This is a genomic window from Variovorax sp. P4_B10 (assembly GCF_056402375.1).
On sequence record NZ_JBFUHN010000016.1, the window covers coordinates 39,636 to 62,330 of the forward strand.

At 68.3% G+C, this 22,695-nt stretch carries 19 protein-coding genes; 17 read left to right on the forward strand and 2 right to left on the reverse strand.

Annotated features, from left to right (window positions below; genetic code table 11):
• Nucleotides 1-75 precede the first annotated feature (75 nt).
• Nucleotides 76-1,860: a sensor histidine kinase gene (locus tag AC1DXX_RS10375; RefSeq protein ID WP_478134095.1), complete on the reverse strand. Its 1,785-nt coding sequence runs from the start codon at nt 1,858-1,860 to the stop codon at nt 76-78.
• 82 nt (nt 1,861-1,942) lie between these two features.
• Here AC1DXX_RS10375 and AC1DXX_RS10380 point away from each other — a divergent pair, with 82 nt between their 5' ends.
• The gene (locus AC1DXX_RS10380; protein WP_478134096.1) at nt 1,943-3,172 is read left to right on the forward strand and encodes a THUMP domain-containing class I SAM-dependent RNA methyltransferase; all 1,230 of its coding nucleotides are present in this window, start codon (nt 1,943-1,945) and stop codon (nt 3,170-3,172) included.
• Between the two features lie 211 nt (nt 3,173-3,383).
• The gene (locus AC1DXX_RS10385) at nt 3,384-6,293 is read left to right on the forward strand and encodes a C1 family peptidase (protein ID WP_478134097.1); all 2,910 of its coding nucleotides are present in this window, start codon (nt 3,384-3,386) and stop codon (nt 6,291-6,293) included.
• Nucleotides 6,294-6,301: 8 nt separating this feature from the next.
• Here the strand turns inward: AC1DXX_RS10385 and AC1DXX_RS10390 are convergent, their stop codons facing one another.
• Nucleotides 6,302-6,724 (reverse strand): surface-adhesin E family protein, encoded by a 423-nt coding sequence (locus AC1DXX_RS10390; RefSeq protein WP_478134098.1) that lies wholly within the window; start codon nt 6,722-6,724, stop codon nt 6,302-6,304.
• 81 nt (nt 6,725-6,805) lie between these two features.
• Between AC1DXX_RS10390 and AC1DXX_RS10395 the strand changes: the two genes are divergently transcribed.
• The 15 genes from AC1DXX_RS10395 to AC1DXX_RS10465 all read left to right on the forward strand — a co-directional run bounded on the left by AC1DXX_RS10395 (nt 6,806) and on the right by AC1DXX_RS10465 (nt 22,688).
• Nucleotides 6,806-7,240: a putative toxin-antitoxin system toxin component, PIN family gene (locus tag AC1DXX_RS10395; protein ID WP_478134099.1), complete on the forward strand. Its 435-nt coding sequence runs from the start codon at nt 6,806-6,808 to the stop codon at nt 7,238-7,240.
• A gap of 328 nt (nt 7,241-7,568) precedes the next feature.
• Nucleotides 7,569-8,507, forward strand: a complete 939-nt coding sequence (locus AC1DXX_RS10400; RefSeq protein WP_478134100.1) for an AraC family transcriptional regulator — start codon at nt 7,569-7,571, stop codon at nt 8,505-8,507.
• Nucleotides 8,508-8,640: 133 nt separating this feature from the next.
• On the forward strand, nt 8,641-8,946 hold the full coding sequence (locus AC1DXX_RS10405; protein WP_478134101.1) for a Flp family type IVb pilin: 306 nt from the start codon (nt 8,641-8,643) through the stop codon (nt 8,944-8,946).
• Between the two features lie 22 nt (nt 8,947-8,968).
• The gene (locus AC1DXX_RS10410; RefSeq protein ID WP_478134102.1) at nt 8,969-10,855 is read left to right on the forward strand and encodes a pilus assembly protein TadG-related protein; all 1,887 of its coding nucleotides are present in this window, start codon (nt 8,969-8,971) and stop codon (nt 10,853-10,855) included.
• 16 nt (nt 10,856-10,871) lie between these two features.
• A complete protein-coding gene (locus AC1DXX_RS10415; protein ID WP_478134103.1) occupies nt 10,872-11,864 on the forward strand; it encodes a hypothetical protein in 993 nt (330 codons plus the stop codon).
• Nucleotides 11,864-12,586 (forward strand): hypothetical protein, encoded by a 723-nt coding sequence (locus AC1DXX_RS10420; RefSeq protein ID WP_478134104.1) that lies wholly within the window; start codon nt 11,864-11,866, stop codon nt 12,584-12,586. Before AC1DXX_RS10415 ends, AC1DXX_RS10420 begins: the two co-directional genes overlap by 1 nt.
• Nucleotides 12,587-12,596: 10 nt before the next feature.
• The gene (locus AC1DXX_RS10425; protein WP_478134105.1) at nt 12,597-12,800 is read left to right on the forward strand and encodes a hypothetical protein; all 204 of its coding nucleotides are present in this window, start codon (nt 12,597-12,599) and stop codon (nt 12,798-12,800) included.
• Nucleotides 12,801-12,854: 54 nt separating this feature from the next.
• Nucleotides 12,855-13,766, forward strand: coding sequence for a Flp pilus assembly protein CpaB (cpaB, locus tag AC1DXX_RS10430; RefSeq protein ID WP_478134106.1), 912 nt, complete (start codon nt 12,855-12,857; stop codon nt 13,764-13,766).
• A 65-nt stretch (nt 13,767-13,831) separates the two neighbouring features.
• Nucleotides 13,832-15,448, forward strand: coding sequence for a type II and III secretion system protein family protein (locus AC1DXX_RS10435; RefSeq protein WP_478134107.1), 1,617 nt, complete (start codon nt 13,832-13,834; stop codon nt 15,446-15,448).
• A gap of 12 nt (nt 15,449-15,460) precedes the next feature.
• Complete coding sequence (locus AC1DXX_RS10440) at nt 15,461-17,104, forward strand: ATPase, T2SS/T4P/T4SS family (RefSeq protein ID WP_478134108.1); 1,644 nt, start codon at nt 15,461-15,463, stop codon at nt 17,102-17,104.
• Complete coding sequence (locus tag AC1DXX_RS10445) at nt 17,101-17,958, forward strand: type II secretion system F family protein (RefSeq protein WP_478134109.1); 858 nt, start codon at nt 17,101-17,103, stop codon at nt 17,956-17,958. Before AC1DXX_RS10440 ends, AC1DXX_RS10445 begins: the two co-directional genes overlap by 4 nt.
• 7 nt (nt 17,959-17,965) lie before the next feature.
• Nucleotides 17,966-18,856, forward strand: coding sequence for a type II secretion system F family protein (locus AC1DXX_RS10450; protein WP_478134110.1), 891 nt, complete (start codon nt 17,966-17,968; stop codon nt 18,854-18,856).
• Nucleotides 18,857-18,866: 10 nt separating this feature from the next.
• Nucleotides 18,867-19,208 carry a DUF192 domain-containing protein gene (locus tag AC1DXX_RS10455; protein ID WP_478134111.1) on the forward strand — a complete coding sequence of 114 codons (342 nt, stop codon included), beginning with the start codon at nt 18,867-18,869 and terminating at the stop codon, nt 19,206-19,208.
• A 22-nt stretch (nt 19,209-19,230) separates the two neighbouring features.
• A complete protein-coding gene (locus AC1DXX_RS10460) occupies nt 19,231-20,430 on the forward strand; it encodes a TadE/TadG family type IV pilus assembly protein (RefSeq protein ID WP_478134112.1) in 1,200 nt (399 codons plus the stop codon).
• On the forward strand, nt 20,430-22,688 hold the full coding sequence (locus AC1DXX_RS10465) for a spermidine synthase (protein WP_478134113.1): 2,259 nt from the start codon (nt 20,430-20,432) through the stop codon (nt 22,686-22,688). The genes AC1DXX_RS10460 and AC1DXX_RS10465 overlap by 1 nt, the downstream gene beginning before the upstream one ends.
• Nucleotides 22,689-22,695 lie beyond the last annotated feature (7 nt).

Genomic DNA, 22,695 nt, shown 5'->3' on the forward strand with positions numbered 1-22,695 from the left:
GGCCTGTGCGCGGAGCATATCTCGGAAGTGATGACAGCATTGCACGGCCCGTGCCAGCGCAAGCTGCACCGCGCGTCAGGTCGGCTGCTGGGCCCGCAGCAGGACGCCGCGCAATTCGTCCGGCTGCACCGGCTTGCGCAGCGCATGCCAGCCGCGCTCCATGGCGAGCCGCTGGGTGGCTTCGTTGATGTCGGCCGAGATCAGCGCGATGGTGAGCGAGGGCTTCTGCCGCTGCAGCCTTTCTGCCAGCGCGATGCCGTCGAGCGCGCCCGGCAGCCGGATGTCGCACAGCGCCGCGTCGAGCGCCTGCAGGTCGGCCAGCGCCAGCGCCTCGGCCGCGCTGGTGTAGACGCGTGGTGCCACCTCCCATTGCCGCAGCAGCGCGAACAGGCTGTCGGCCACCACCGCGTTGTCTTCCACCACCAGCACGGCGAGGCCGGGGCGCAGCACGGGCGCCGTGTCGGGGCCGGCCTGCGGCGTGGGGCCGGGGGGCGGCACGGCTGCGTTGCCGGATGCGGCGGGCAGCGCGAAGCCGAACACCGAACCCCGCCCCGGCGCCGAGCGCAGCGACACCTGGATGCCGAGCTGCGCCGCCAGCCGCCGCACGATCGCGAGGCCCAGGCCATGGCCGTGCTGCAGGTTGCGCTCGACATTCCCGATCTGCTCGAAATCGTCGAACACCCGTTCCTGCGATTCCGCCGCGATGCCGATCCCGCTGTCGCGCACCTCGATGCGCCAGGCCCGTTCGGCACCGCGCCGCCGCGCCCGCACTGCCAGCAGCACGCGGCCGCGCGGCGTGAACTTGACGGCGTTGTCGACCAGGTTGGCCAGCACGCGGCGCAGCGACACCGCATCGGTCCAGACGACGGCGTCGGCCGGGCAGCGCACCGTCACGCGGCCGTTGCCGGCCTGGCGCGCCAGATCCTGCAGCAGCGGCGCCAGCGCCACCGCCACGGGCCGCAGCGGATCGACGGCCGCTTCGATGCGGCCGATTTCGAGCAGCTGGTTGGTCAGCCCCTCCAGCGCCTGCTGCGCCCGGGCGAGCGACGTCACGGTGTGCTGGACCGCGCCGGCATCCGCGCCGGTGTCGAGCTGCTGGCGCAGCACCTCGGTCTGCAGGCCGATGGCCATCACCGGCTGGCGCAGGTCGTGGTTTGCGGCCGAGAAGAAGCGCAGCCGCTCGGCCTGCGCCTGCTCGGAGGCGCGCAGGCCGGCCAGCGCCTGTTCGCGCAGCGTGCGCTCGTTGAGCCGCAGGCCGATGTTTTCCTCGAGCTGGCGCGAGCGCTCGGCCACCAGCTTCCACATCATTGCGGTCAGGCCGATGCCGATCACCGCGACGGCCATCATCGTCGGCGCGCCCAGCCAGAGGCCGGCAACGATCACGGGCGCGAGCAGCAGCGTGATCGCCAGCTGCGTGGCCGGCGTGTAGAACGACACCGAGAAGGCCGACGACAGCGTCATGCCCATCAGCATCAAGCCGAGCAGCAATTGCTGGTCGGGCTTGTCCGGGTTGAACAGCAGCACCCCGGCCAGGCCGTGCGCCAGCTCCCAGATGGCGGTGCGCAGCGTATGCAGCCGCTGTGCGGCGCGCAGGCTCCCGGGCGTGAAGGGATCGGGCAGGCGCTGCGGGAAGAAGCCGCGCATCACCGTCACCCCGGTGATGAGCGCGATCCACGCCAGCGCGTGCGCCAGCGAGTACTGCCAGGCGAACAGCGCCGCCACGCCGCAGTTCAGCAGGTACTGCACCAGCAGCACCGGTCCGATGGGCCGGATGGACAGCCGCAGCACCTCGCACTGGATCGCAAAGCGGTCGCTGCTGTCGGCGGCCGGGGCGACCAGGGGTGCGGGAGTGGGATTCATCGGCAAATCGACTATATAGAGAAGGATCGTGACGCGGCGACAATGGAGTCCCCTAGTCGGGCTTCCCGATGGCCAACTTCCCGTGAACGACCTCTCTTTTTTCCTGCCTTGCGCCGCCGGCGTCGAGGAGTTCCTCGCCCAGGAGGTGCATGCCCTGACCGGCCGCGCCGGGCAAGACCTGCTCACGCTGCGCGGCGGCGTGCGGGTGCGCGCCGACTGGCGCGACGCCCTGAAGCTCAACCTGCACAGCCGGCTCGCGCAGCGCGTGCTGGTCGAGCTGGCCCATGCGCCCTACCGCAACGAGAACGACCTCTACGCCATCGCGAGCGGCGTGGCCTGGGAGATCTGGTTCACGCCGAAGCAGACCTTCAAGATCGAGACCACCGCCCAGCACAGCCCGCTGCAGAGCCTGAATTTCGCCACCTTGCGCATCAAGGACGCGATTGCCGACCGCTTCCGCGCCAAGGCCAACGGCGTGCGCCCCAGCATCGAGACCCAGTGGCCCGACTGCCGCGTGTTCGCCCACCTGACCACCGACAGCTGCACGCTCTACATCGACACCTCGGGCGAGCCGCTGTTCAAGCGGGGCTGGCGCCAGGACAAGGGCGATGCGCCGCTGAAGGAAACCCTGGCCGCGGCCATGCTGGCCGCCAGCGGCTGGTGGAACCCCGAGACCGGCACCGTGGCCGCGCAGCCGCTGTACGACCCCTGCTGCGGCAGCGGCACCATCGCGATCGAGGCGGCGCAGATCGCGCGCGGCATCGCGGCCGGATCGCTCAGGCGCTTCGGCTTCGAGAAGCTGCTGCCGTTCCAGGCGCATGTCTGGGACGCCATCAGGAAGGAAGCCGAGTCGGCCGTGAAAGCGGGYGATGTCGCGATCTTCGGCTCCGATGTCTCGCACCGCATGGTCGATTTTGCCGAGCGCAATGCGGAGCGCGCCGGTGTGGCCGAAGCCATCGAGTTCCGCGGCGGCGACGCGCTGCAGCGCATGCCGCCGGCCGAAGGCGGGGTGATCGTGCTCAACCCGCCGTACGGCGAGCGCATCGAAGTCGGCGGCGTGGCCGGCACGGGCCGCTTCGGCGCCCGCGAATCGGCGCAGACCGAAGAGGGCGACGGCGGCGAGTTCTTTCCGCAGCTCGCCGCCCACTGGAAGAAGAACTATGCCGGCTGGACAGCCTGGGTGCTCACGCCCGACCTGAAGCTGCCCAAGCACATGCGGCTCAAGGAATCGCGCCGCGTGCCGATGTGGAACGGGCCGATCGAGTGTCGACTGTTCCGCTTCGACATGGTCGCTGGCTCCGCGCGGAAATAGGCTCGCCCCCAGGCTGCGCGCACTTCGTGTCGCTGCGCCTTCCCCCGGGCCGGGGACAGCACCAGTGGCCCGGCGAAGCCGGTTCCACGTGTTTCGCGAAGGGGAGACGCTTGGCCTAGTCAATTTGATGGATGGACGCGCCTTCGGGTGCGTCTCACCATGCGTTCCGCGGCCACCACGGCCCGCAAAGGGGAAGCGCATGGACATCCTGATGAGCAAAGGCAGCGTGGGTGAAGACGTCGACCGTCTGCGCAAGGCCCTCGCCAAGGCACTCGGCAGCGACGCAGACCTGTTTGCGTCGCTCAGCCGATCCGGCACGCCGATCGACGACGACTTCGATGCCGCCATCCGCCGATGGCAGGCCGGCGTCGGGCTGATCGGCGATGGCGTGATCGGGCCGCGCTGCCAGCTGCTGCTCGATCTCATCGCGCTCGACACGAGCCAGTTCGAGCTCGCGCTCGACGTGGCGCATGTGAGCAGGCTCTTCCCCGCCACCAAGGCGGCGAACATCGCGCGCTACCTGCCCTACATCGAGGCGGCGCTCGGCGTCGCGAAGCTCACCGACCGGGCGATGATCCTCGGCGCGCTCGGCACCATCCGGGCCGAGACCGAAGGCTTCGTGCCGATTCCGGAGGGGATCTCCAAATTCAACACGCCGCCCGGCGGCGCGCCCTTCAGCCTCTACGACACGCGCGGCGACCTGGGCAACAGCCAGCCCGGCGACGGCGAGCGCTATCGCGGCCGGGGCTTCGTGCAGCTGACCGGCAAGGACAACTACCGGCGCTATGGCCAGCGCGTCGGCATGCCGCTCGAGGCGACCCCGGACCGCGCCAATGCGCCCGAGATCGCGGCGGTGCTGCTCGCGCTCTTCCTGGCCGACAAGGCGGACAAGTTCCGCGCTGCGATCCGCAGCGACGGCATCGGCGGCAAGGACGGGCTGAAGGAGGCCCGCCGGCTGGTCAATGGCGGTGCGCACGGGCTCGATCGCTTCAGGGATGTGTTCGAGCGTGCGAAGACGGTGTGGGGCGATGCCCCCGCAGGCGCGGTCAAGGTCGCACGCGTTGGCGCGGGCGCCGCAGCGGCCCGGCCGAAGTCCTCGGCCCCCCGCACCGCCGACCTGCGCACCCGCAAGGACGCCGCCGACCTGCGTGACCGGCTCTACCAGCCCGCCGCGATCAGCCTGCCCGACGAGCACCCGCCGGTGGAGGAAATGCGCAAGTACCTGCCGGCCTACGACAAGGCCGGGCTCATCCTCGACCAGGGCCAGGAAGGCGCCTGCACCGGCTTCGGCCTGAGCTGTGTCGTCAACTACCTGCGCTGGGTCAAGGCGCGCACGCCGGCAAGGATGGAATCGGTGAGTCCGCGCATGCTCTACACGCTGGCGCGCCGCCACGACGAGTACGAGGGCGAGAACTACGAAGGCTCGAGCTGCCGCGGCGCGCTCAAGGGCTGGTTCAACAACGGCGTCTGCCTGGAGTCGGACTGGCCCTACTCGGCCGACAAGTCGAACACCGCGAAGTACGGTTTCGCCGACCGCGCCGCGAACACCACCCTCGGGGTCTACTACCGCATCGAGACTTCGTCGATCACCGACATGCAGGCGGCCATCGCGCAGCACCAGGCGGTGTTCGTCTCGGCCTTCACGCACGACGGCTGGAGCCAAGTGAAGGCATCGAAGACCCCGAAGACGCACGCCGACCTTCCGCTCATTCCCTTCGACGGCCGGCGCTCCGAAGAGGGCGGCCATGCCTTCGCGCTGGTCGGCTTCAACGCCCAGGGCTTCATCCTGCAGAACTCCTGGGGCAACCGATGGGGCGCGGGCGGCTTCGCGGTGATCGGCTACCTCGACTGGCTGGCCCATGCGATGGACGCCTGGGTGGTCTCGCTCGGCGTGCCCGGCGTGGTGGCCGGCCGGCTCGCGGTGAACGGCGCCGCCGCCACCGAGGCGCGCGGCAGCGCCTCGGCCGCGGACCGCCGCAAGTGGTGGGACACCGGCCTGGCCTACCAGCACAGCGTGGTGCTGGGCAACGACGGCCGCGTGAGCCGCTACCTCACCGAAGACGAGCAGCCCCGCAAGCTGCAGCAGCAGGCCTGCGTGCTGCCCGACGACTGGTTCAGGCGCCAGCCTTCGGCCAAAAAGCGCCTGGTGCTCTACGTGCATGGCGGCCTCAACGACGAGGACGCGGCGATCCAGCGCGCCTGCGCCATGGGGCGCTACTTCGTCGGCAACGGCTGCTACCCGCTGTTCCTGGTCTGGAAGACAGGCCTCTTCGAATCGATCGGCGGCATCATCGCCGGCAAGCTGCCTTCGCTGCCCGCCGGTTCCGGTGCGGGCGACTGGATCACCGACAAGACCGACCTGCTGATCGAAAAGGGCATCGGCCGGCCACTCGCACGCCCGATCTGGAGCGAGATGAAGGAAAACGCCGAACTGGCGTTCGCCGACCGCCGCGGCGGCGACCTGCTGCTGGACGCGATCCAGGCGCTGGCCGGCAACTGGGGGGCGCAGTTCGAGCTGCACCTGGTCGGTCATTCGGCCGGGTCGATCGCCATCGGCCATCTGCTCAGCGCACTGAGCGCACGCCGGCGCGCCGGCCGCGACGGCGGCCTGAGCGAACGGCTCGCCTCGGTGAACCTGTACGCGCCGGCCTGCACCGTCGCCTTCGCGAACCGCCACTACGCCAGCAACGCGACGGTGATGGAGCGCCTGCACCTCGACGTGCTCTCGGACAAGCTCGAAGCCGACGACAACGTCGGCAAGGTCTATCGCAAGTCGCTGCTCTACCTCGTGTCCAACGCGCTGGAGGCGGACCTGCACATGCCGATCCTCGGCCTCGACCGCGTCAACGACGAGGCCTATTCGGGATGGGACGGCTCGTCGGACACCGGCGAGGCGCTCTCCGTCTGGCGCAGCTCGGCCAAGGCTGCGAAGCTCGACAAGCGCACCCAGCGCGTCAAGGACGACCGCATCCAGGTCGCGCTCGATCCCAAGGGCGCGCCGATCCTGGAGGCGGCAGGGCATGGCGGCTTCGACAACGACATCGAGGTCTTCGGCCGCACGCTGGAGCGGATCACGGGCGGCGGCCTGTCACTGCCGGTGGACGACCTGCGGGGTTTCTGAGGCCTGCGCTACCGGGTGCCCACGCTGCACGCGGCGTTCACCGTCTTCGCGGCCAGCTCGGGCGGGGCGCCGGGCAGCGTCATGGGACGGATGTCGTCTTCTTCGAAATGCCTGACGGCAACGGGCTCGCCGACGAAGTTCGGCTGGCCGAAATAGCTGGCGCTCGCATAGCGGGCGGTGCGGGCTTCGCAATCGACATTCGCCCGGGCCTCGAACGAGCGGAACTGGATGCCGTCCTTGCTGGTGCGGTCCTGCGCCAAGTTCATGCGCAAGGTCACGCCGCGGCGCGAGCCGTCGATCTCGATGCGGGTCGGATCGACCTGCACGTAGTTGCTGGTCGCATCGCCGGGCGAGCCGGTCAGGGTCAACCACTCGGCCCGGACACCCGCGCAGGCGAGCAGGACAAGGCAGAGCAGCGGGAGTCGTTTCATGAGGGGAGGCTGTGTTTCGTCGAAGAGGGCGCGGTGCGCATATTGTGATGGTGCAACATCGGTACTCATTTCCGCGCAACCATGACCCTTCCAGAACCCGGCCTCGTCGTCATCGACACCAACATCGCGCTCGACCTTCTCGTGTTCGACAACCCCGACTGCGCGCCATTGGCGGCCGCACTCGCGGCCGGCGAGTTGCGTTGGCTCGCCACCGCACCCATGCGCAGCGAGCTCGCGCGGGTGCTCGGCTACCCGCTGATCGCAAGGCGGTTGGCGTCGCGGCAGATGGAAGCAGCCAGCGTGCTCGAGGCCTTCGATGCACGCGTGCACCTGCTGGCCGATGCACCACCGCGCGCACCGTGTGTGTGCAAGGACCCCGACGACCAGGTCTTCATCGATCTCGCGGTCGCGCAACGCGCGCTGCTGATCAGCAAGGACCGCGCGGTGCTCACGATGCGCAAACGCCTCGCAGCACAGCGCGTGACGGTGCTGGCGGCGCTGATCGCCGCCGTCTAGACAGGCTTCTGCGCAAGCCTCTTCATCGCGCCTGCCCGGGCGAAAGCTTTCATGGGAAGCGAGGGGCGAAAGCCGGCTGTATAGACAGCGCTGGCGGCACGAATCCGGCGCTTGCCATGCGCGCATACGAATCTTCGTAGTTCGCATAGGGTCTGGCAATTGCAAGGCCCAGCCAATATCTTCCGCGGCGCGAACCCAGGTCCTGCGCTCGTCGTTCAGACGAGCGCGCCGCAGACCTGTTCGATCCCGAAGACCGCCGCTTCATCGACGTGTCGCCCGCGCGCCCCAGGATCGGGAACGCGCCCCCTTGTCATCCAGGTAAAGAGTCATGCCGAGTTCCATCCAGCGATCACCGCGTCAGCTCCTGCCCGAGCTCGAAGTCGAGCTCGCCCGCTCGACAGACCTCGGCTACGAGCCATCGAACGACGTGGGGTTGGTGCGCTGCCTTGCGCATGGCTTTCCAACGCCGCTGGCACGCTGGCATTGCCACGAGGAGTACGAGCTCCACCTGATCGTCGCCACTTCGGGCCAGGCCTTCGTGGGCGACTGGATCGGTTCCTTCGCGCCGGGGCACCTCGTGCTGTGCGGCCCCAAGCTGCCYCACAACTGGATCTCGCTCGACGCACCACCGGAAGGCGTGCCGCGGCGCGACCTGGTGATCCAGTTCCTGCACGATCCGATCTTCGAGGCGGCCCAGCGGATTCCGGAGTTGCTCGAAGCCGTGCGCATGCTCGAGCGCGCGCGCTACGGCATCGAGTTCTTCGGCATGGCCGCCGCCGCCGAAGCGCAYTGGGGGCGCGTGAGGGAGGCGCGCGGCCTCAAGCGCTTCAGCCTCTTCTGCGACTTCCTTGCCGACCTGGCGCAGTGCACCGACTACCGCCTGCTGTCAGGCATGCAGACAGACGGCGACCACGGCATCGAGGCCATCAACGACATCGTGACGCGCATCGCCAGCGAGCCCTCGAAGGAYCTCAGCGCGGCGGACATCGCGGCCGAACTCGGCATGAACGCAGGCCGCTTCAGCCGGCTGTTTCGCCGCGCCACCGGCCACAGCTTCCTGAGCTACGTGAACCAGGTGCGGGTGAACAAGGCCTGCCTGCTGCTGATGCAAAGCGAGCGCTATGTCACCTCGATCTGCTACGAGGTCGGCTTCAACAATGTCTCGAATTTCAACCGCCGGTTCCTGGAGATCAAGGGCGTGACGCCGACCGAATTCCGCAGGCAGAGCCAGCTGCGTTTCGAAGGGGCGGGTAGTTTGGAGAACTAAAGAATTCGCGCATTTCGAGAATGTTTCCTGAACGTCAATTCGTATCGGCATTCGCAAAAAGTGTATCGAGCACGCGATGGATGCGTCCCTACGATCCGCCTGTTCTTTCAGCCACCTTTCAGGAACCTCTCCCATGCAAATCCATCGTCTGACCCAGCTGAGCCGCCGTATTGCCGCGAAGATCAAGATCCGCGGACAGGGCATGACCGAGTACCTCGTGATCCTGGGTCTCATCGCCATCGCCGCGATCGCCGTGTTCAGCTTCTTCGGCCAGACCATGCGCAACCAGGTGGCCGGCATGGCGCAGGAAGTGGGCGGCAAGACCGGCAGCGCCGAAGTCACCAACGCGCAGACCGCCGCGGGCAAGGCTTCCACCAATGCCCAGGTCAACATGAACATGAGCACCTACACCAAGGGCGGTGCGGACGGCGCGAAGTAACGCCACCCGCGTGAGTCCGGCCGTGGCTGTCGCTCCCAGGCTTTCCACGACCGTGGCCCGCCAGTCGGGCCAGGCGATCGTGTACCTGGTGGCGATGCTGCCGATCATCTTCCTGAGCGTGCTGGTGGTCTACAACACCGCCACCGCCACGCGCGAGAAGATGAAGCTGCAGAACACGGCCGACGCGACCACCTACAGCGCGAGCGTGCTCACGGCACGCGCCCTCAACTACCTGGCCTACACCAACCGCGCGATGGCCGCCAACGAGGCGAGCATCGCGACGCTGGCGAGTGCGCAGACCTCGATGGCCATGCTGATCACGAGCGCGGCCAACATCCAGGAGGGGCTGGTCGTCGCCGAGGCCCTCAAGGGTGCGCGCAATCTCGAGCGCAGCCGCCTCCCGATCGTGGGCCCGATCTTCTTCCTGCAGTACCTGGGCAACCTGGCCAAGGCACAACGCCTGCAGCGCACCGCCGACCGCATTGCCGGTTTCGTGGAGCCCTCGGCCAAGCCGCTGCAGATCGGGGCCGACATTCTTCGCGCGTTCAACCAGGGCATCTCGGCCAGCCAGGTCGCGATGCTCGTGGGCACGACGGCGCAGTTGCCGCAACTGGTGAAGGACGTCGTCAACTCCAACGATCCCGACGCGTCGGTCCCGCCGGCCGAGACCGCGATCTTCGTCGTCAAGTTCGTGGCCGACGTGGGAACCTATCTCAAGACCTACCACCAGTCGGGCAGCCTCGCCTTCAACGACGAAGAGTTCAACGAGGTGCTGCGCTTCGCGCATGCCGCCCAGGCCACACGCGACGACTGGACCAAGAATCGCCGCTTCCTGCCCAACGTTCTCGGCTGGGTCGCCTCGGGCATGTCCGGCGCCATGCAGGGCATGATTTCCAGCAGCCCGACCTCGCCGCCGGGCTTCGGCGATGTCACCGGCGACATGATGGGCGGGCTCCTCGAGTGGAAGGGGGGCACCGAACTGGTCGCGACCGAAGGCATCGTGGGCGACGAGACCGGGCGCATTCGCTGGCAGTCGGCCGATTCGATCGAGATCAAGTTGCCCATCGGGGTGCTCTACACCGATCTCATCGGCGGCTGGGACGACATCGTGCGCGGCCGCTTCGGGCTCGGTGCCGGCGCGGCCGCCGCGGGCGGACCCAACTACATGAAAAGCTGGGAAGGCCAGCGCCTCACGCTGCGCAGCTATGCCCGCGAGGGCCGCACCTACGGTGGCCTGAACGGCGAGGTCGGCGACACCGCGTACATGGAGCGCGAATCCTTCGAGAGAGCCGCCCGCGATCGCAACGGCGAACTCTTGCTGGCCCCGATGGCGGTGCTGGTGTTCAACGCCAAGCTGCACTACAGCCCGCGCACCGACATCGGCACCGTCACGAAGAGCTGGGCGATGCCCCGCTTCACCGAGATCAAGGACCACCCGCCGATGGTGGCCAACGAATCGGACAACTGGCTTGCCGAAAACGGCTTCAAGGGCGCCAACCCGCTCAAGTGGGGCAAGAACACCGACAAGGGCCCGGCCTTCACGCTCGTGGTGCAAAAAGGCGGCGACAAGGTGCGCACGGGCGAGGTCGCGGGCTTCGGCAACTCCGCGGCCGATGGCAAGGCGGGCCTGCGCGACAACTTCCAGGGCCGCGAGATCAAGGCGGTGTCGACCTCGCAGGTCTACTTCCGCCGGCCGCAAGACCGCTGGGCGCGCCGCGACAACGCGGTTGCCGATCCTTCGAAGGTCGGCAAATACAACGTGGGCTTTGCCGGCGGCTACATCGAGCACCGCAGCCTGTTCAGTCCCTACTGGCACGTGCACAACGTGGAGCCATCGCTCTGGGCGCGCGCCATCGCCATGGGCGGCGCGGCCGTCGGCGGCTCGGCCGACGAAGACAACGGAAACTGATGAAGAAAGCCCGCGCATGACCCGCTCGCATCGATGCCCGTCCAGACGCCCGGCGCGCGCGAGCGCTGCCGCTGTCGCCGGCCACGCGATGGTCGAGACGCTGCTCATCGTGAGCTTCGCCGCCGTCACGCTGGCCGCGATCCCGGCCATTGCCGACTACGGCGCCAAGCGCATGCAGACCGTGGCTGCCGCCAAGCTGGTGGCCTGGCAGCGCACCGTGTGGATGCCGGAGGAGCAAGGCATCACCGCCGCGGAAGCCAAAGGCGCGTCGGGTGCCGTCAAGAAGACCGATGCGGAGGTCACGCGCGACTTGCGCCGCCACATCTTTCTCGATCGCACGGCGCCCGGCATCTCCATCCACGCCGCCGACATCGCCGAGTTCGAGCCGATGCTGCCGGCGATCGACCCGCGCACCACGGCGGTCACCGCATCGAGCACGGCCGCGCCCATGCCGTCGCTGCTCAATGCCAGCGACGTGGTGTTCGGCGGCATCCGGGTGGCGCAGGCCGCGCTGGGGTCCAACGCGATCACGGGGCCGCTGGGCAAGTTCCAGATGGTGAGCAGCGGCTACCTGCGCCACGAGGTGAAGGTGAGCCAGACCAACACCAAATTCACGATGGTTCCCGCGCTGGACATGAGCGAGCAGGTCACCATGCTCACCGAAGCCTGGAACGCCGGCGGCACGAACCGCGAGGAAACGAAGATCCAGGGCCTGGTGCCGATGAAGCTTCTCGACGGCGCCTTCTACCAGCAGCTGCGCGGCGGCATGCACCAGACGGCCTACCAGATCAAGCAGGTCTATCCCGCCTTCGACATGAACAACCTCACCATGGGCTTCACGCCGGGCGATGCCCTGGAGAAGACACCGCTGGACCGCTTCGAGCGCATCCCGCCCGAAGCGACCGGCGAGACCGGCGGCGACGGCGAGGCGAACGGCGGCAGCGTCAAGGACCACTTCCGCTACTACCGCGCCTTCCCGCCGACCCCCGTGGTCAACACCCTGCCCTGATGACCGTGCCCGCGCCGTTCCTGCGATGGATGCTCGCCGCCTGCTGGCTTTGCCTGTGCAGCGCGGCTGCGGCAGCACCGCCGCAACTGGACTGGCCGGCGATTCCGTCCCCCTCGGGCGCCAAGACCTTCTGGATCGCCGAGTACATCGAGCAGAACACCATTCCCATGCAGATCCGCGGCATCGAGTCCGCGGACTCGATGGAGGTCGTCTCGCGCTTCTACGAAAAGTGGCTCGCCGACAAGACCGGCTACGGTGTGAACACCGTGGGCCCCATGCGCGTGCTTGGCGCACGGCTGGGCCTGTACCAGGTCACGGTGCAACTGCGCGCGGCGCCCTCGGGCACGGTGGGCCGGCTGGTGGCGGCGGTGGTCTACGACGAGGTCAGGAGCGAGCAGGGCCTGCGCGAGCGTGCCGAGCGCATCGGCAAGGGCTTTCCGCGCCCGGCCGGCTCGCAGGTGGTGTCGGACACGCTCTCCTACGACGAGGGCCAGCGCAACCGCACCGTCGTCATCACCAACAACGTGAGCGTGGAGACCAATGCGCTCTACCTGCGCGAACAGATGATCCGCCTGGGCTGGACGCTGGTGCAGGACCGCACCGTCGAGGGCGGAACGCGCTCGGCGCTGGTGTTCCGCCGCAACAGCGAGGAGATGGTCGTGACCATCTCCAGGAACGACGGCGCCTATTTCATCGTCGCCAGCCAGACCACGCCGGAATAGCGGCTCCCCCATGCGTCCACGCCACCGCCGTCCTTCTTCCCGCCGCGCCCAGCGCGGCCAGGTCATCGCGGAATACGTGATCGTCGCCGGCATCCTCGCCGTGATGCTGTTCGCCACCTTTCCGGGTTCCGACCGCTCGGTGATAGCGCTGCTCATCAAGGCTTTCCGCGATGCCTGGTCGACCTACTCGTACACCCTTTCCTATCCTCTGTAGCCAGGCATGAAATCATCTCCGGGACTCCTCAAGTTCAAGCAAAGCGTCAAACGGTTGTCCCCCCTCATCGGTGCCCTGATGCTCGGCCTCCTGGCCGCGGGCCTGGGCTGGTACTACCTGCGGGCGAGCGAGCGCGAAATCGCCGCCAGCCTGGAGAAGGACGCCGACAGCCAGCGCCGCGACGTGGTCGTGGCGCGCCAGGCGCTGGGCGACGGCACCACGGTGCTGCCCGGCATGGTGGCCAAGCGCTCGGTGCCCAACGAGTACGTGCACAACGACGCGCTCACGCCCGAGACCTTCGCGCAGTTCGCGGGCCGCCAGCTTTCTGTGCCGGTGGCTGCCGGCAAGCCGCTGCTGGCGTCGTTCTTCTCGACGCCGCGCAAGGTCTTCGCGCAGGAGATCGAGCAGGGCGTGCGCGCCATCACCATTCCGGTGGACGAGATCAGCTCCATCTCGGGCATGCTGCGCGCCGGCGATCGCATCGACTTCATGTACGTGGTCGAAAAGTCTGCCGCCAACGATCCCTCGGTGGTGATCCCGCTCCTGCAGGACGTCGAGGTGCGCGCCACCGGCCAGATCACTTCGGAGCAGTTCGCCTCGATGCGCAAGCGCGCCGACGTCTCGGCCGACACCGACCCCTATGCGCAGCAGCGCTACTCCACCGTCACCGTGGCGATCCAGCCGCAGGATGCGCAGAAGCTCATCCTGGCCCAGCGCCTGGGCAAGATCATCGCCACGCTGCGCAACCCCGACGACCGCGCCACCATGACCAGCGGGGTCGACGCGGTCGACCTGGACGCCATCGTGGCGGGCTTCAGGCCGCAGCGCTCGCGGCCGATGGCTGTCGCCAGCGGACCCTCGCGGCCCGGCGTCGAATACATCGTGGGCGGCTCCGGCAACCGCAGCAGCGTCGGCGCGGCCGGCCTGGGCGCCGCGCTGCCGCCCGGCGATGCGTTGCCGCGCTGAAGTCCCGTCGCCCCGAACGTCGCCCGCAAGGGCGTGCCCGTTTTATTGATTTCCAGAAAAGTTCGATGAACCTCAAGCGATGCACTTTGGCAGCGACGGCGCTGTGTCTTGTTTTCCAGGCGACGGCGCAGGGCCAGCGCGCTGGCACGGCAGCGGCGCCGGCGCCTGTATTGGCGCCGCCGGTGCCGGCCGGCGCGATCGCGCCGCCGCCCGGGTTCTCGCCCCTGCCTTCGGGCGCATCGGGCTCGTCCGCCACCGAACGCTCCCCGGGCATCCGTCCCGCCGCGCCGCCGCCCGCGCCGGCGGCGATCACCGAGGCCGAGCTGCAGCGCATCGCCGCGCGCGCCACGGTGATGCAGCGGCTGCCGGACTCGCTCACGCTCTATGTCGGGCAGATGGTGCTGGTCAAGATGCCGGGCGTGGCCCGGGTGGCGATCGGCAGCGGCAAGGTCATCGAGGCGCGCGTGCTCGACGGCGCCAACATGCTAATCACCGCGCAGGACGCGGGCGACAGCACGCTGCATGTCTGGGACAAGAACGGCACCGTGCGCAAGCTCAAGGTGCGCGTCAACGTGGTCGACCTCGACCGCATCGCCGACGAGCTGCGCGAGATCACGCATGGCATTTCCGGCGTGAACATCCGCCGCATCGGCGAGCGCATCATCATGGACGGCAACAGCCTCGACCCGGCCGCGGTGGAGCGCCTCAACACGGTGGCCCAGCTCTATGCGCCCGCGGTGGTGTCGCTGGCCACGGCCGACCGCATCCGCGTCGACCGCATGGTCGACATCCAGGTGCGCATCGTCGAGTTCAGCAAGACGGCGCTCGACGACCTGGGCGTGCGCTGGCAGAGCTCGGGCGACGGCTTCAACTTCGGCCTGTTCTCGGACATCGCCTCCAGCGGCAGCTACCGCATCCTGCCCGATGGCTCGGCATTCAACGGTTCCAATACCGCGAACCTGCTGAGCCAGAACCGCCGCACGCCCGAGGCCTATTTCGGCATCGGCCTGAGCCTGACCTCGCGCATCAACCTGCTGGTGCAGCGCGGCAACGCCTTCCTGCTCGCCTCGCCGAATCTCTCCACGCGCAGCGGCGGCGAGGCCAAGTTCCTGGCCGGCGGCGAAATTCCGCTGCCCGCGCTCAGCACCCAGGGGGCCGGCTCGGTCGAGTTCAAGCCCTACGGCGTGCGCCTGAACATCAAGCCCATCGCAGACGGCGAAGGCAACGTGTCGGGCAGCATCCTCACGGAGGTGAGCAGCATCGACCGCAGCGTGGCGGTGCAGGGCATTCCGGGTCTCCTGATCCGCCGCACCGACACCGAATTCAACGTGAAGGCGGGCGAGACCATCGTGCTGTCGGGCCTCCTGAGCCGCGAGTCCACCCGCTCCAGCGACGGCGTGCCGGGCCTGCGCAAGGCGCCGATCATCGGGCGCGCCTTCCGTGCCGACAACGACACCGACAAGGAGCAGGAGGTCGTGGTGTTCATCACGCCGCGCGTGGTCGGCCCGGCAGACAGCCGGCCGCGCGTCGAGCGCGCGCGCCAGCTCGAGCAGGACGTGGGGAGCAACTTCGGCACGCTGACCGAGGACAAGTCGGACCCCGGCGGCACGCGCCCGCCACCCGCTGCGGCCGACATCGGCGGTATCCCCGCCGGCACGCCCGCCCAGCCCGTCGCTCCCTGAGGCACGGCCGCCATGCACAAGGTCTTCGTCAATTCTCCGCAGCAGGGCGTCCGCGAGGTCCCGATCGACGTCGCGGAACTCCAGGTCGGCAAGGACAGCACGAGCCACATCGTGCTGTCGGGCTGGAACGTCGCGAAGCTGCACGCCCAGTTCGTGCTGCACGACGAAGAGGTGTTCGTGCAGGACCTGGGCAGCCTCTTCGGCACCTGGGTCGACGGCAACCGCGTCACGCGCTTCGGGCCGATGAAGGGCGGAGAAGAAATCATCATTGGCGGCCACACGCTGGTGGTGTCGCTCGACGTCGCGCTCAGGCCGGCAGGCACCGATCCGCAGGATGCGGCCGATGCCGCGCAGATGGCGGAAACTTCGCTCGCCATCGAAGACCCGCTCCTGCAATGGCGCCGCACGCTGCACCGCACCCTGCTGCAGCAACTGGACAACCGCCGTATCGACACCGCGCAGATGAAGGACGAGGAACTGCGCTCCAACATCCGTTCGCTCATCAGCGAAATCATTCGCGACACGCGCGAACTGCCGGTGGAACTCGACCGCGCGCTCCTGAGCCAGCAACTGCTCGACGAAGCCATCGGCCTCGGACCGCTCGAAGTGCTGCTCAAGGACGAGAGCGTGACGGAAGTGATGGTCAACCGCTTCGACGAAATCTGGATCGAGCGAGCGGGGCGCCTGGAGCGCACCAACGTCGCCTTCACCAGCAACATCGCGGTGCTCGGGGCCATCGAGCGCATCGTCACGCCCCTGGGCCGGCGCATCGACGAGAGCTCGCCGATGGTGGACGCGCGCCTGAAAGACGGCTCGCGCGTGAACGCCATCATTCCGCCGCTGGCGCTGCGCGGACCCAGCGTCACGATCCGGAAGTTTCCGAAGAACCGCATGGGCCACGAGGGCATGGTCCGCACCGGCTCGATCACGCCGCAGATGGTGGAGTTCATGCGCATCGCGGTGGAGGAGAAGCTCAACATCATCGTCTCCGGCGGCACCGGCACCGGCAAGACCACGCTGCTGAACATGGTGTCGAACTTCATTCCGCCGAACGAACGCATCGTGACCATCGAGGATGCGGCCGAGCTCTCGCTGGGCCAGCCCAACCTGGTGTCGCTGGAGTCGCGCCCGGCCAACATCGAAGGCAAGGGCGCCATCGCCATTCGCGACCTGGTGCGCAACTCGCTGCGGATGCGGCCCGACCGCATCGTGGTGGGCGAGTGCCGCGGCGGCGAGGCGCTCGACATGCTGCAGGCCATGAACACCGGCCACGACGGTTCGCTGACCACGCTGCACTCGAACTCGCCGCGCGATGCGATGTCGCGGCTGGAGGTGCTGGTGACCATGGCGGGCATGAACATCCCGGTGGCGGCGATCCGTGAGCAGATCGCCTCGGCGGTCGACCTGATCGTGCAGCTCACGCGCTTTCCGTGCGGCAGCCGCAAGGTCACGCAGATCACCGAGATCACCGGCTTTGCCGACGGCATGATCCAGATGCAGGACGTCTACCTCTTCCGCAAGACCGGCGTGGACGAATCGTTCAAGACCGTCGGCCACTTCACCGCCGCCGGCACCGTGCCCGAGTTCTTCACGCGCCTGCAGGAGCACGGCCTGAAGCTCGATCTGGAATACCTCTTCGGGGAGACCGTGCCATGAAAGGGATGATTCTGCTGGCTTCCGTGCTCTGCGGCATGGGGTTCATCACGCTGTGCGGCTACCTGCTCTTGCAGCGCTCGCCGGAGCTGGTCGGCAAGATGATGTCCAAGCTGCAGGCGAGTGGTCGCCGCACGCTGAACCTGTCGGAGTTCCAGGCGCAGCACGCGGTGGCGTTCGCATCGGGCCATGCCTTCCTGGTGGCGCTGTGCGGCGCCGTCGGCTGGCTCATCTCGGGCAACCTGATCGGCGGCGTGGTGGCGGCGGTGGTGCTCTACCTGCTGCCCGCGCGCTGGTTCGCCTGGCAGCGCAGGAAGCGCAGGCAGCAGATCGAATCGGAGCTGCCCGATGCGCTGCTCTTCATTGCCAGTGCGTTGCGCGCCGGCAGCGCGCTGTCGGTCGCCATCCAGGTGCTGGTGCGCGACCAGCAGGGGCCGCTGGGCCAGGAGTTCGGCCTGGTGCTCAAGGAGCAGCGCCTGGGCGTGAGCTTCGACGATGCGATCCAGAAGATGTCGCAGCGCCTGGGCATTCCCGACTTCGTGCTGGTGGTGGTGGCGTTGCGCGTGTCCAAGGAAGTGGGCGGCAACCTGTCGGAGCCGCTGCAGGTGCTGGCCGAGACGCTGCGCCGCAAGGCCATTCTCGAAGGCCGCATCCAGGCGCTGACGGCGCAGGGCCGCATCCAGGGCCTGGTGATGACGCTCTTTCCGCTGCTGCTGATGGGCGTGCTCTACCTGATGCAGCCGACCATGGGCCTCCTGTTTTCCACGACGATCGGCTGGGTCGTGCTGACCGTGATCGCCATCATGCTGATGCTGGGCTACGCCATGATCCGCAAGATCGTGGCCATCGACATCTGAGGCCGTCATGCGTTCGCTGATCCTCCTGGCCATCATCTTCCTGTGCGCGACCACGGGCGTGATCCTGCTGCTCTACATGATCTCGCTGATCCGCAAGGCGCGGCCGTCGGAGCGCACGCACATGGACCCGCTGCCGCGCATGCTGCGGCTGGTGTGGCCGGTGGTGAACATCCTGCAGTTCCACGTGTCGGAGATCGCGCCCACCTCGATGCTGGTCAAGAAGAAGCGCCAGCTGCAGCTGGCGGGCCTGGAGTTCGTGCTGAAGGCCGAGGAATTCATCGCGGTGCAGGTCGTGTCGCTGATCGTCGTCGCCCTGCTCGGGCTGTGGACCGCCGGCCTGCTGGACGCGATGGCGGGCACCAAGGTGTGGGTCACGCTCGCGTCGTGCGTGGTGGGGTGGTTCTACCCGGTGATGTGGATGCGCGACCGCCGCAAGAGACGCGAGAAGGACATCCTGCGCACGCTGCCGGGCTACCTGGACATGATCACGCTGTGCTGCCAGGCCGGCCTGAGCCTCACCGGCGCGATTGCGCAGGCGGTGCAGAAGGGCCCGGGCGGTGCGCTCGGCCAGGAGTTCGACCGCATGATGCGCGAGATGCGCACCGGCGCGAGCCGCATGGACGCGCTCAATGCGCTGGCCGACCGCCTGGACAACAAGCACATCAAGAGCCTGGTCTCCAACCTCACGCAGGCCGAGTCGCTGGGTGCGAGCCTGGCCGACACGCTCTCCGCCATTTCGGACCAGCGCCGCACCGAGCGCTTCCAGATGGCCGAGAAGCTCGCCATGGAAGCGCCCGTGAAGATGATCGGGCCGCTGGTGATCTTCATTTTTCCGGTGACCTTCATCATCATCTTCTTCCCGCTGGTGATGCAGTTTCTCGAAACCCAGAAACTCTGAACCCCGTTTCATGCGCATCGTCTCCCTTCGATCCCCCCAGGCCCAGCCCTTCGGCCCCGTGCGCGTGGCCGAGCGCGGCTGGGACCGCACGCGCGGGCTGCTCGGGCGGCCGCGGCTGGCCGGCTGCGAGGGCCTGCTGATCATGCGCTGCAGTTCGGTGCACACGGTGGGCATGCGCTATCCGATCGATGTCGTCTTTCTCGACCGGCACGGCGGCATCGCGCGCGTGGTCGAGAGCCTGCGCCCGATGCGCATGGCCATGTGCCTGGGCGCGGCCAGCGTGCTCGAACTGGCCGCGGGCCAGGCGAGGCGGCTGGCGCTGCGTCCGGGGTTGAAGTTGTCGGGCTGGTAATCACACTCAGGAGAAGAAGGCCATGCATTCCACTCTTCACAAGGGCCGCCTCGCGAAGGAGCTGCGCGGGCAGCGCGGCGCCTCCATGACCGAGACGATGATCGCGCTGCCGGTGCTGATTCTTTTCGTGATGTGCGTGGTGCAGTTCGGCCTGATCTACCGCGCGCGCCTCACACTGGAATATGCGGCGCACGAGGCGGCGCGCGCGGGCTCGCTCAACAACGGCATGCCGCTGCCCTTCATCTTCCGCATCAGCAACTCGACCACGCCGGGCCTGAGCACGCTGAACAGCGCCGCGCTCGAGCTCACCACCAACGCGCTCACGCGCGGTAGCGTGTGGCAGGGCCTGGTCAAGGGCATGATGCCGCTGAACGTGAGGGATGCCAGCGTGGGCGGCATGTTCAAGGGGTGGGTCGACACCAACAAGGACCTGATCGAATCGGCCTGCATCGAGTACCTGAAYCCCACGCAGACGACCTTCGTCGACTGGGCCTTCATCGAGAACTTCGGCGAGAACCGCTGGATCGTGCAGATCCCCAACGACACCATGCGTTATCGCAAGCCCCTGCCCTACGACTTCAAGGCCAAGGCCATGAGCACCACCGTGGGCATCGGCGACCCGCTGCCGCCCGATGCGGAACTGCGCGGCAACGTGTCGAACAAGACGCTGGGCGAAGCCAGTGTGCTGCACCTGCGCGTGCACTACGGCTACCGCCTCGGGATTCCGGTGGCCAACAAGATCATCCTCACCGCGCTCAAGGGCTACCAGTTCGCGGGCGAGGCGTGGTTCAAGCTGCTGTCGGTCGATGGCGCCACCGCGCCGGGCACCGATTTCCGCCTGAACCAGCTCGATGCGTACTACATCGCCAACGGCAAGATCCCGCTGTCCGCCGATGGCGTGGTGGGCATGGAGTCGCCGATGTTCTGGCATCCGTTCTATTCGTTCGGCCCCAAGAGCGACCGCAGCATCGACCTGCAGTGGGATCCGGCGTGGAGCAACAACCTGGGCATCAACGTTCTGGAGAAGCCGCAGGACGCAATGACCAACATCTTCGCCTTCGTGCGCAACAACAGCACCGAGTGGGCCTCCCAGCTGACGGCCCGCGGCATCGACGCGCTGGCCGACAAGGTGGGCGACGGCAATTCCTTCTGCCCGGCCATCTGGGACGGCGCGGTCAAGGGCCAGCTGGACAAGGTGCCGAACCCGGGCAGCGGCCCCTGATGCGCAGGACGGCGGACGGCGCGGGCACGCTGGCGCTCTGCGCATCGACGATCTTCGTCTCGGCGTTCCTGCTGTTCCTGGTGCAGCCGCTGATCGCGCGGCAGATCCTGCCGTGGTTCGGCGGATCGGCCGCGGTGTGGACGCTGTGCCTGGTGTTCTTCCAGGTCGTGCTGCTGCTCGGCTACTTCTATGCCGACTGGCTGTCGCGGCGGCCGCTGCGCACGCAGGCCGTCGTGCATGCGCTGCTCCTGCTGGCGGCCTGCGCGACGCTGCCGGCGATCCCCGACGCGGCGTGGAAGCCGGGCGGGCAGGGCGATCCGGCGCTGGGCGTGCTCGCCGTGCTGGCCGTCACCATCGGGCTGCCCTACCTCGCGGTCTGCACCACGGGCCCGCTGGTGCAGAGCTGGGTGGCACGCCTGCATGCGGGCGATGCGCCGAGGCAGGCGCGGGTCTACCGGCTGTTCGCGCTGTCGAACCTCGCAGCGCTGGCGGCGCTGGTGGTCTATCCCTTCGTGCTGGAGCCGGTGTTCGCGCTGCATGCGCAGGCCGTCGCATGGTCGGTGGGCTTCGGGCTGTTCGCGGTGCTGGCGGTCGTCTCGGTGCTGAGGGTGGCGAAGGCGCGGCCGGCATCGGCCGTCGCCGGAACGCCTGCAGCATCGGCTGCGCCGGCGCTGCCGCTGTCGTGGGCCGACCAGGTCCTGTGGCTGGTGCTGTCCGCACTCGGCACGGTCGCACTGCTCGCGGTGTCGGCCTTCATCACGCAGGACATCGCGTCGGTACCGATGCTGTGGATCGTGCCGCTCGCGCTGTACCTGCTGTCCTTCGTGCTGTGCTTCGACAGCGACTTCTGGTATCGGCGCCGCATCTTCTGGCCCGCGGTGCTCGTGCTGGCGCCGCTGATGGGCTGGTACCTGAGCACGCCGCAGCGCTCGCTGCCGATCGCCGCAGCCATCGGGCTCTACTGCGCCGGATTGTTCGCGATCTGCATGTTCGCGAATGGCGAGCTTGCACGGGCGCGGCCTGGGCCCGCACGGCTGACGCGCTTCTACCTGCTGCTGGCGCTCGGCGGCGCGCTGGGCGGGATCTTCGCGGGCGTGATCGCCCCGCATTTCTTCAACGGCTACTGGGAGCTGCCGGCGAGCCTGGCGGTGCCGGGGCTGATCCTGCTGTGGCTCACGCGCGCGCGCCAGCAATGGGTGTGGCTGGCGTTCGCGTTCGCCATCGTGGTGGGCTTCGGGGCCTGGATCAGGCTCGCATCGGTCGCGGTGTCGCTGCCGGTGTTCTACGCGATGGTGACGGCGCTGGCCTGCCTCGCGGCGGGCTATACCGCATGGCGTGCGCGCTCATGGGCCGCGGGCGCCGGGCTGTTCGGCGCGCTGGTGTCGGTGGCCGTGGCCTGGCTCTCGATTTCCAACGTGCTCGAAGCCGACAACCGGACGATGCTGCGCGTGCGCAACTTCTACGGCGCGCTGCGCGTGGAGCAGTTCGGCATCCCGGGTGCGCTGACCGCGTCGCGCCGCCTGATGCACGGCGTGATCTCGCACGGCGAGCAGTTGCAGGGCGCGGTACAGCGAAGGCTCGCGAGCACCTACTACGGGCCGAAGTCGGGCGCGGGGCTGGCGCTGCTCACGAACCGCGGTGATACACCGCAGCGCGTGGGCGTGATCGGCCTGGGCGTCGGCACCCTCGCGGCGTACGGGCGCAGCGGCGACACGGTCCGCTTCTACGAGATCAACCCGCAGGTGACGGCGGCGGCGCGTTCGCATTTCAACTACCTCGCCGATTCGCCCGCGACGATCGAGATCGCGCAGGGCGACGCGCGGCTCCTGATGCAGCAGGAGCTCGACGCGCACGGCTCGCAGCGCTTCGATGCGGTCATGGTCGACGCCTTCTCGGGCGACGCGATCCCGATGCACCTGATGACGCGCGAGGCGCTCGCGCTCTACCGCCAGCACCTGCTGCCCACGGGCGTGATCGCCTTCCACATCAGCAACCGGCACCTGGACCTCGCGCCGGTGGTGCAGCGCCTGGCCGACGATGCGGGCATGAAGGCGGTGCGCGTTCGCTTCGAGCCCGTGCCCGGCAATCTCACGCTCGAGCACGCGTCGGAATATGTGCTGCTGACGCGCAACGAACGCTTCCTGCAGGACCCGGTCGTCCGCGAGCGCGGCGAGGCCGTCGATGCCGGCGGCGTCACGACATGGACCGACGACCACAGCAACCTGCTGGCCGCGCTGCGGTGGACGATGCGGCCCTGAGCGGAAG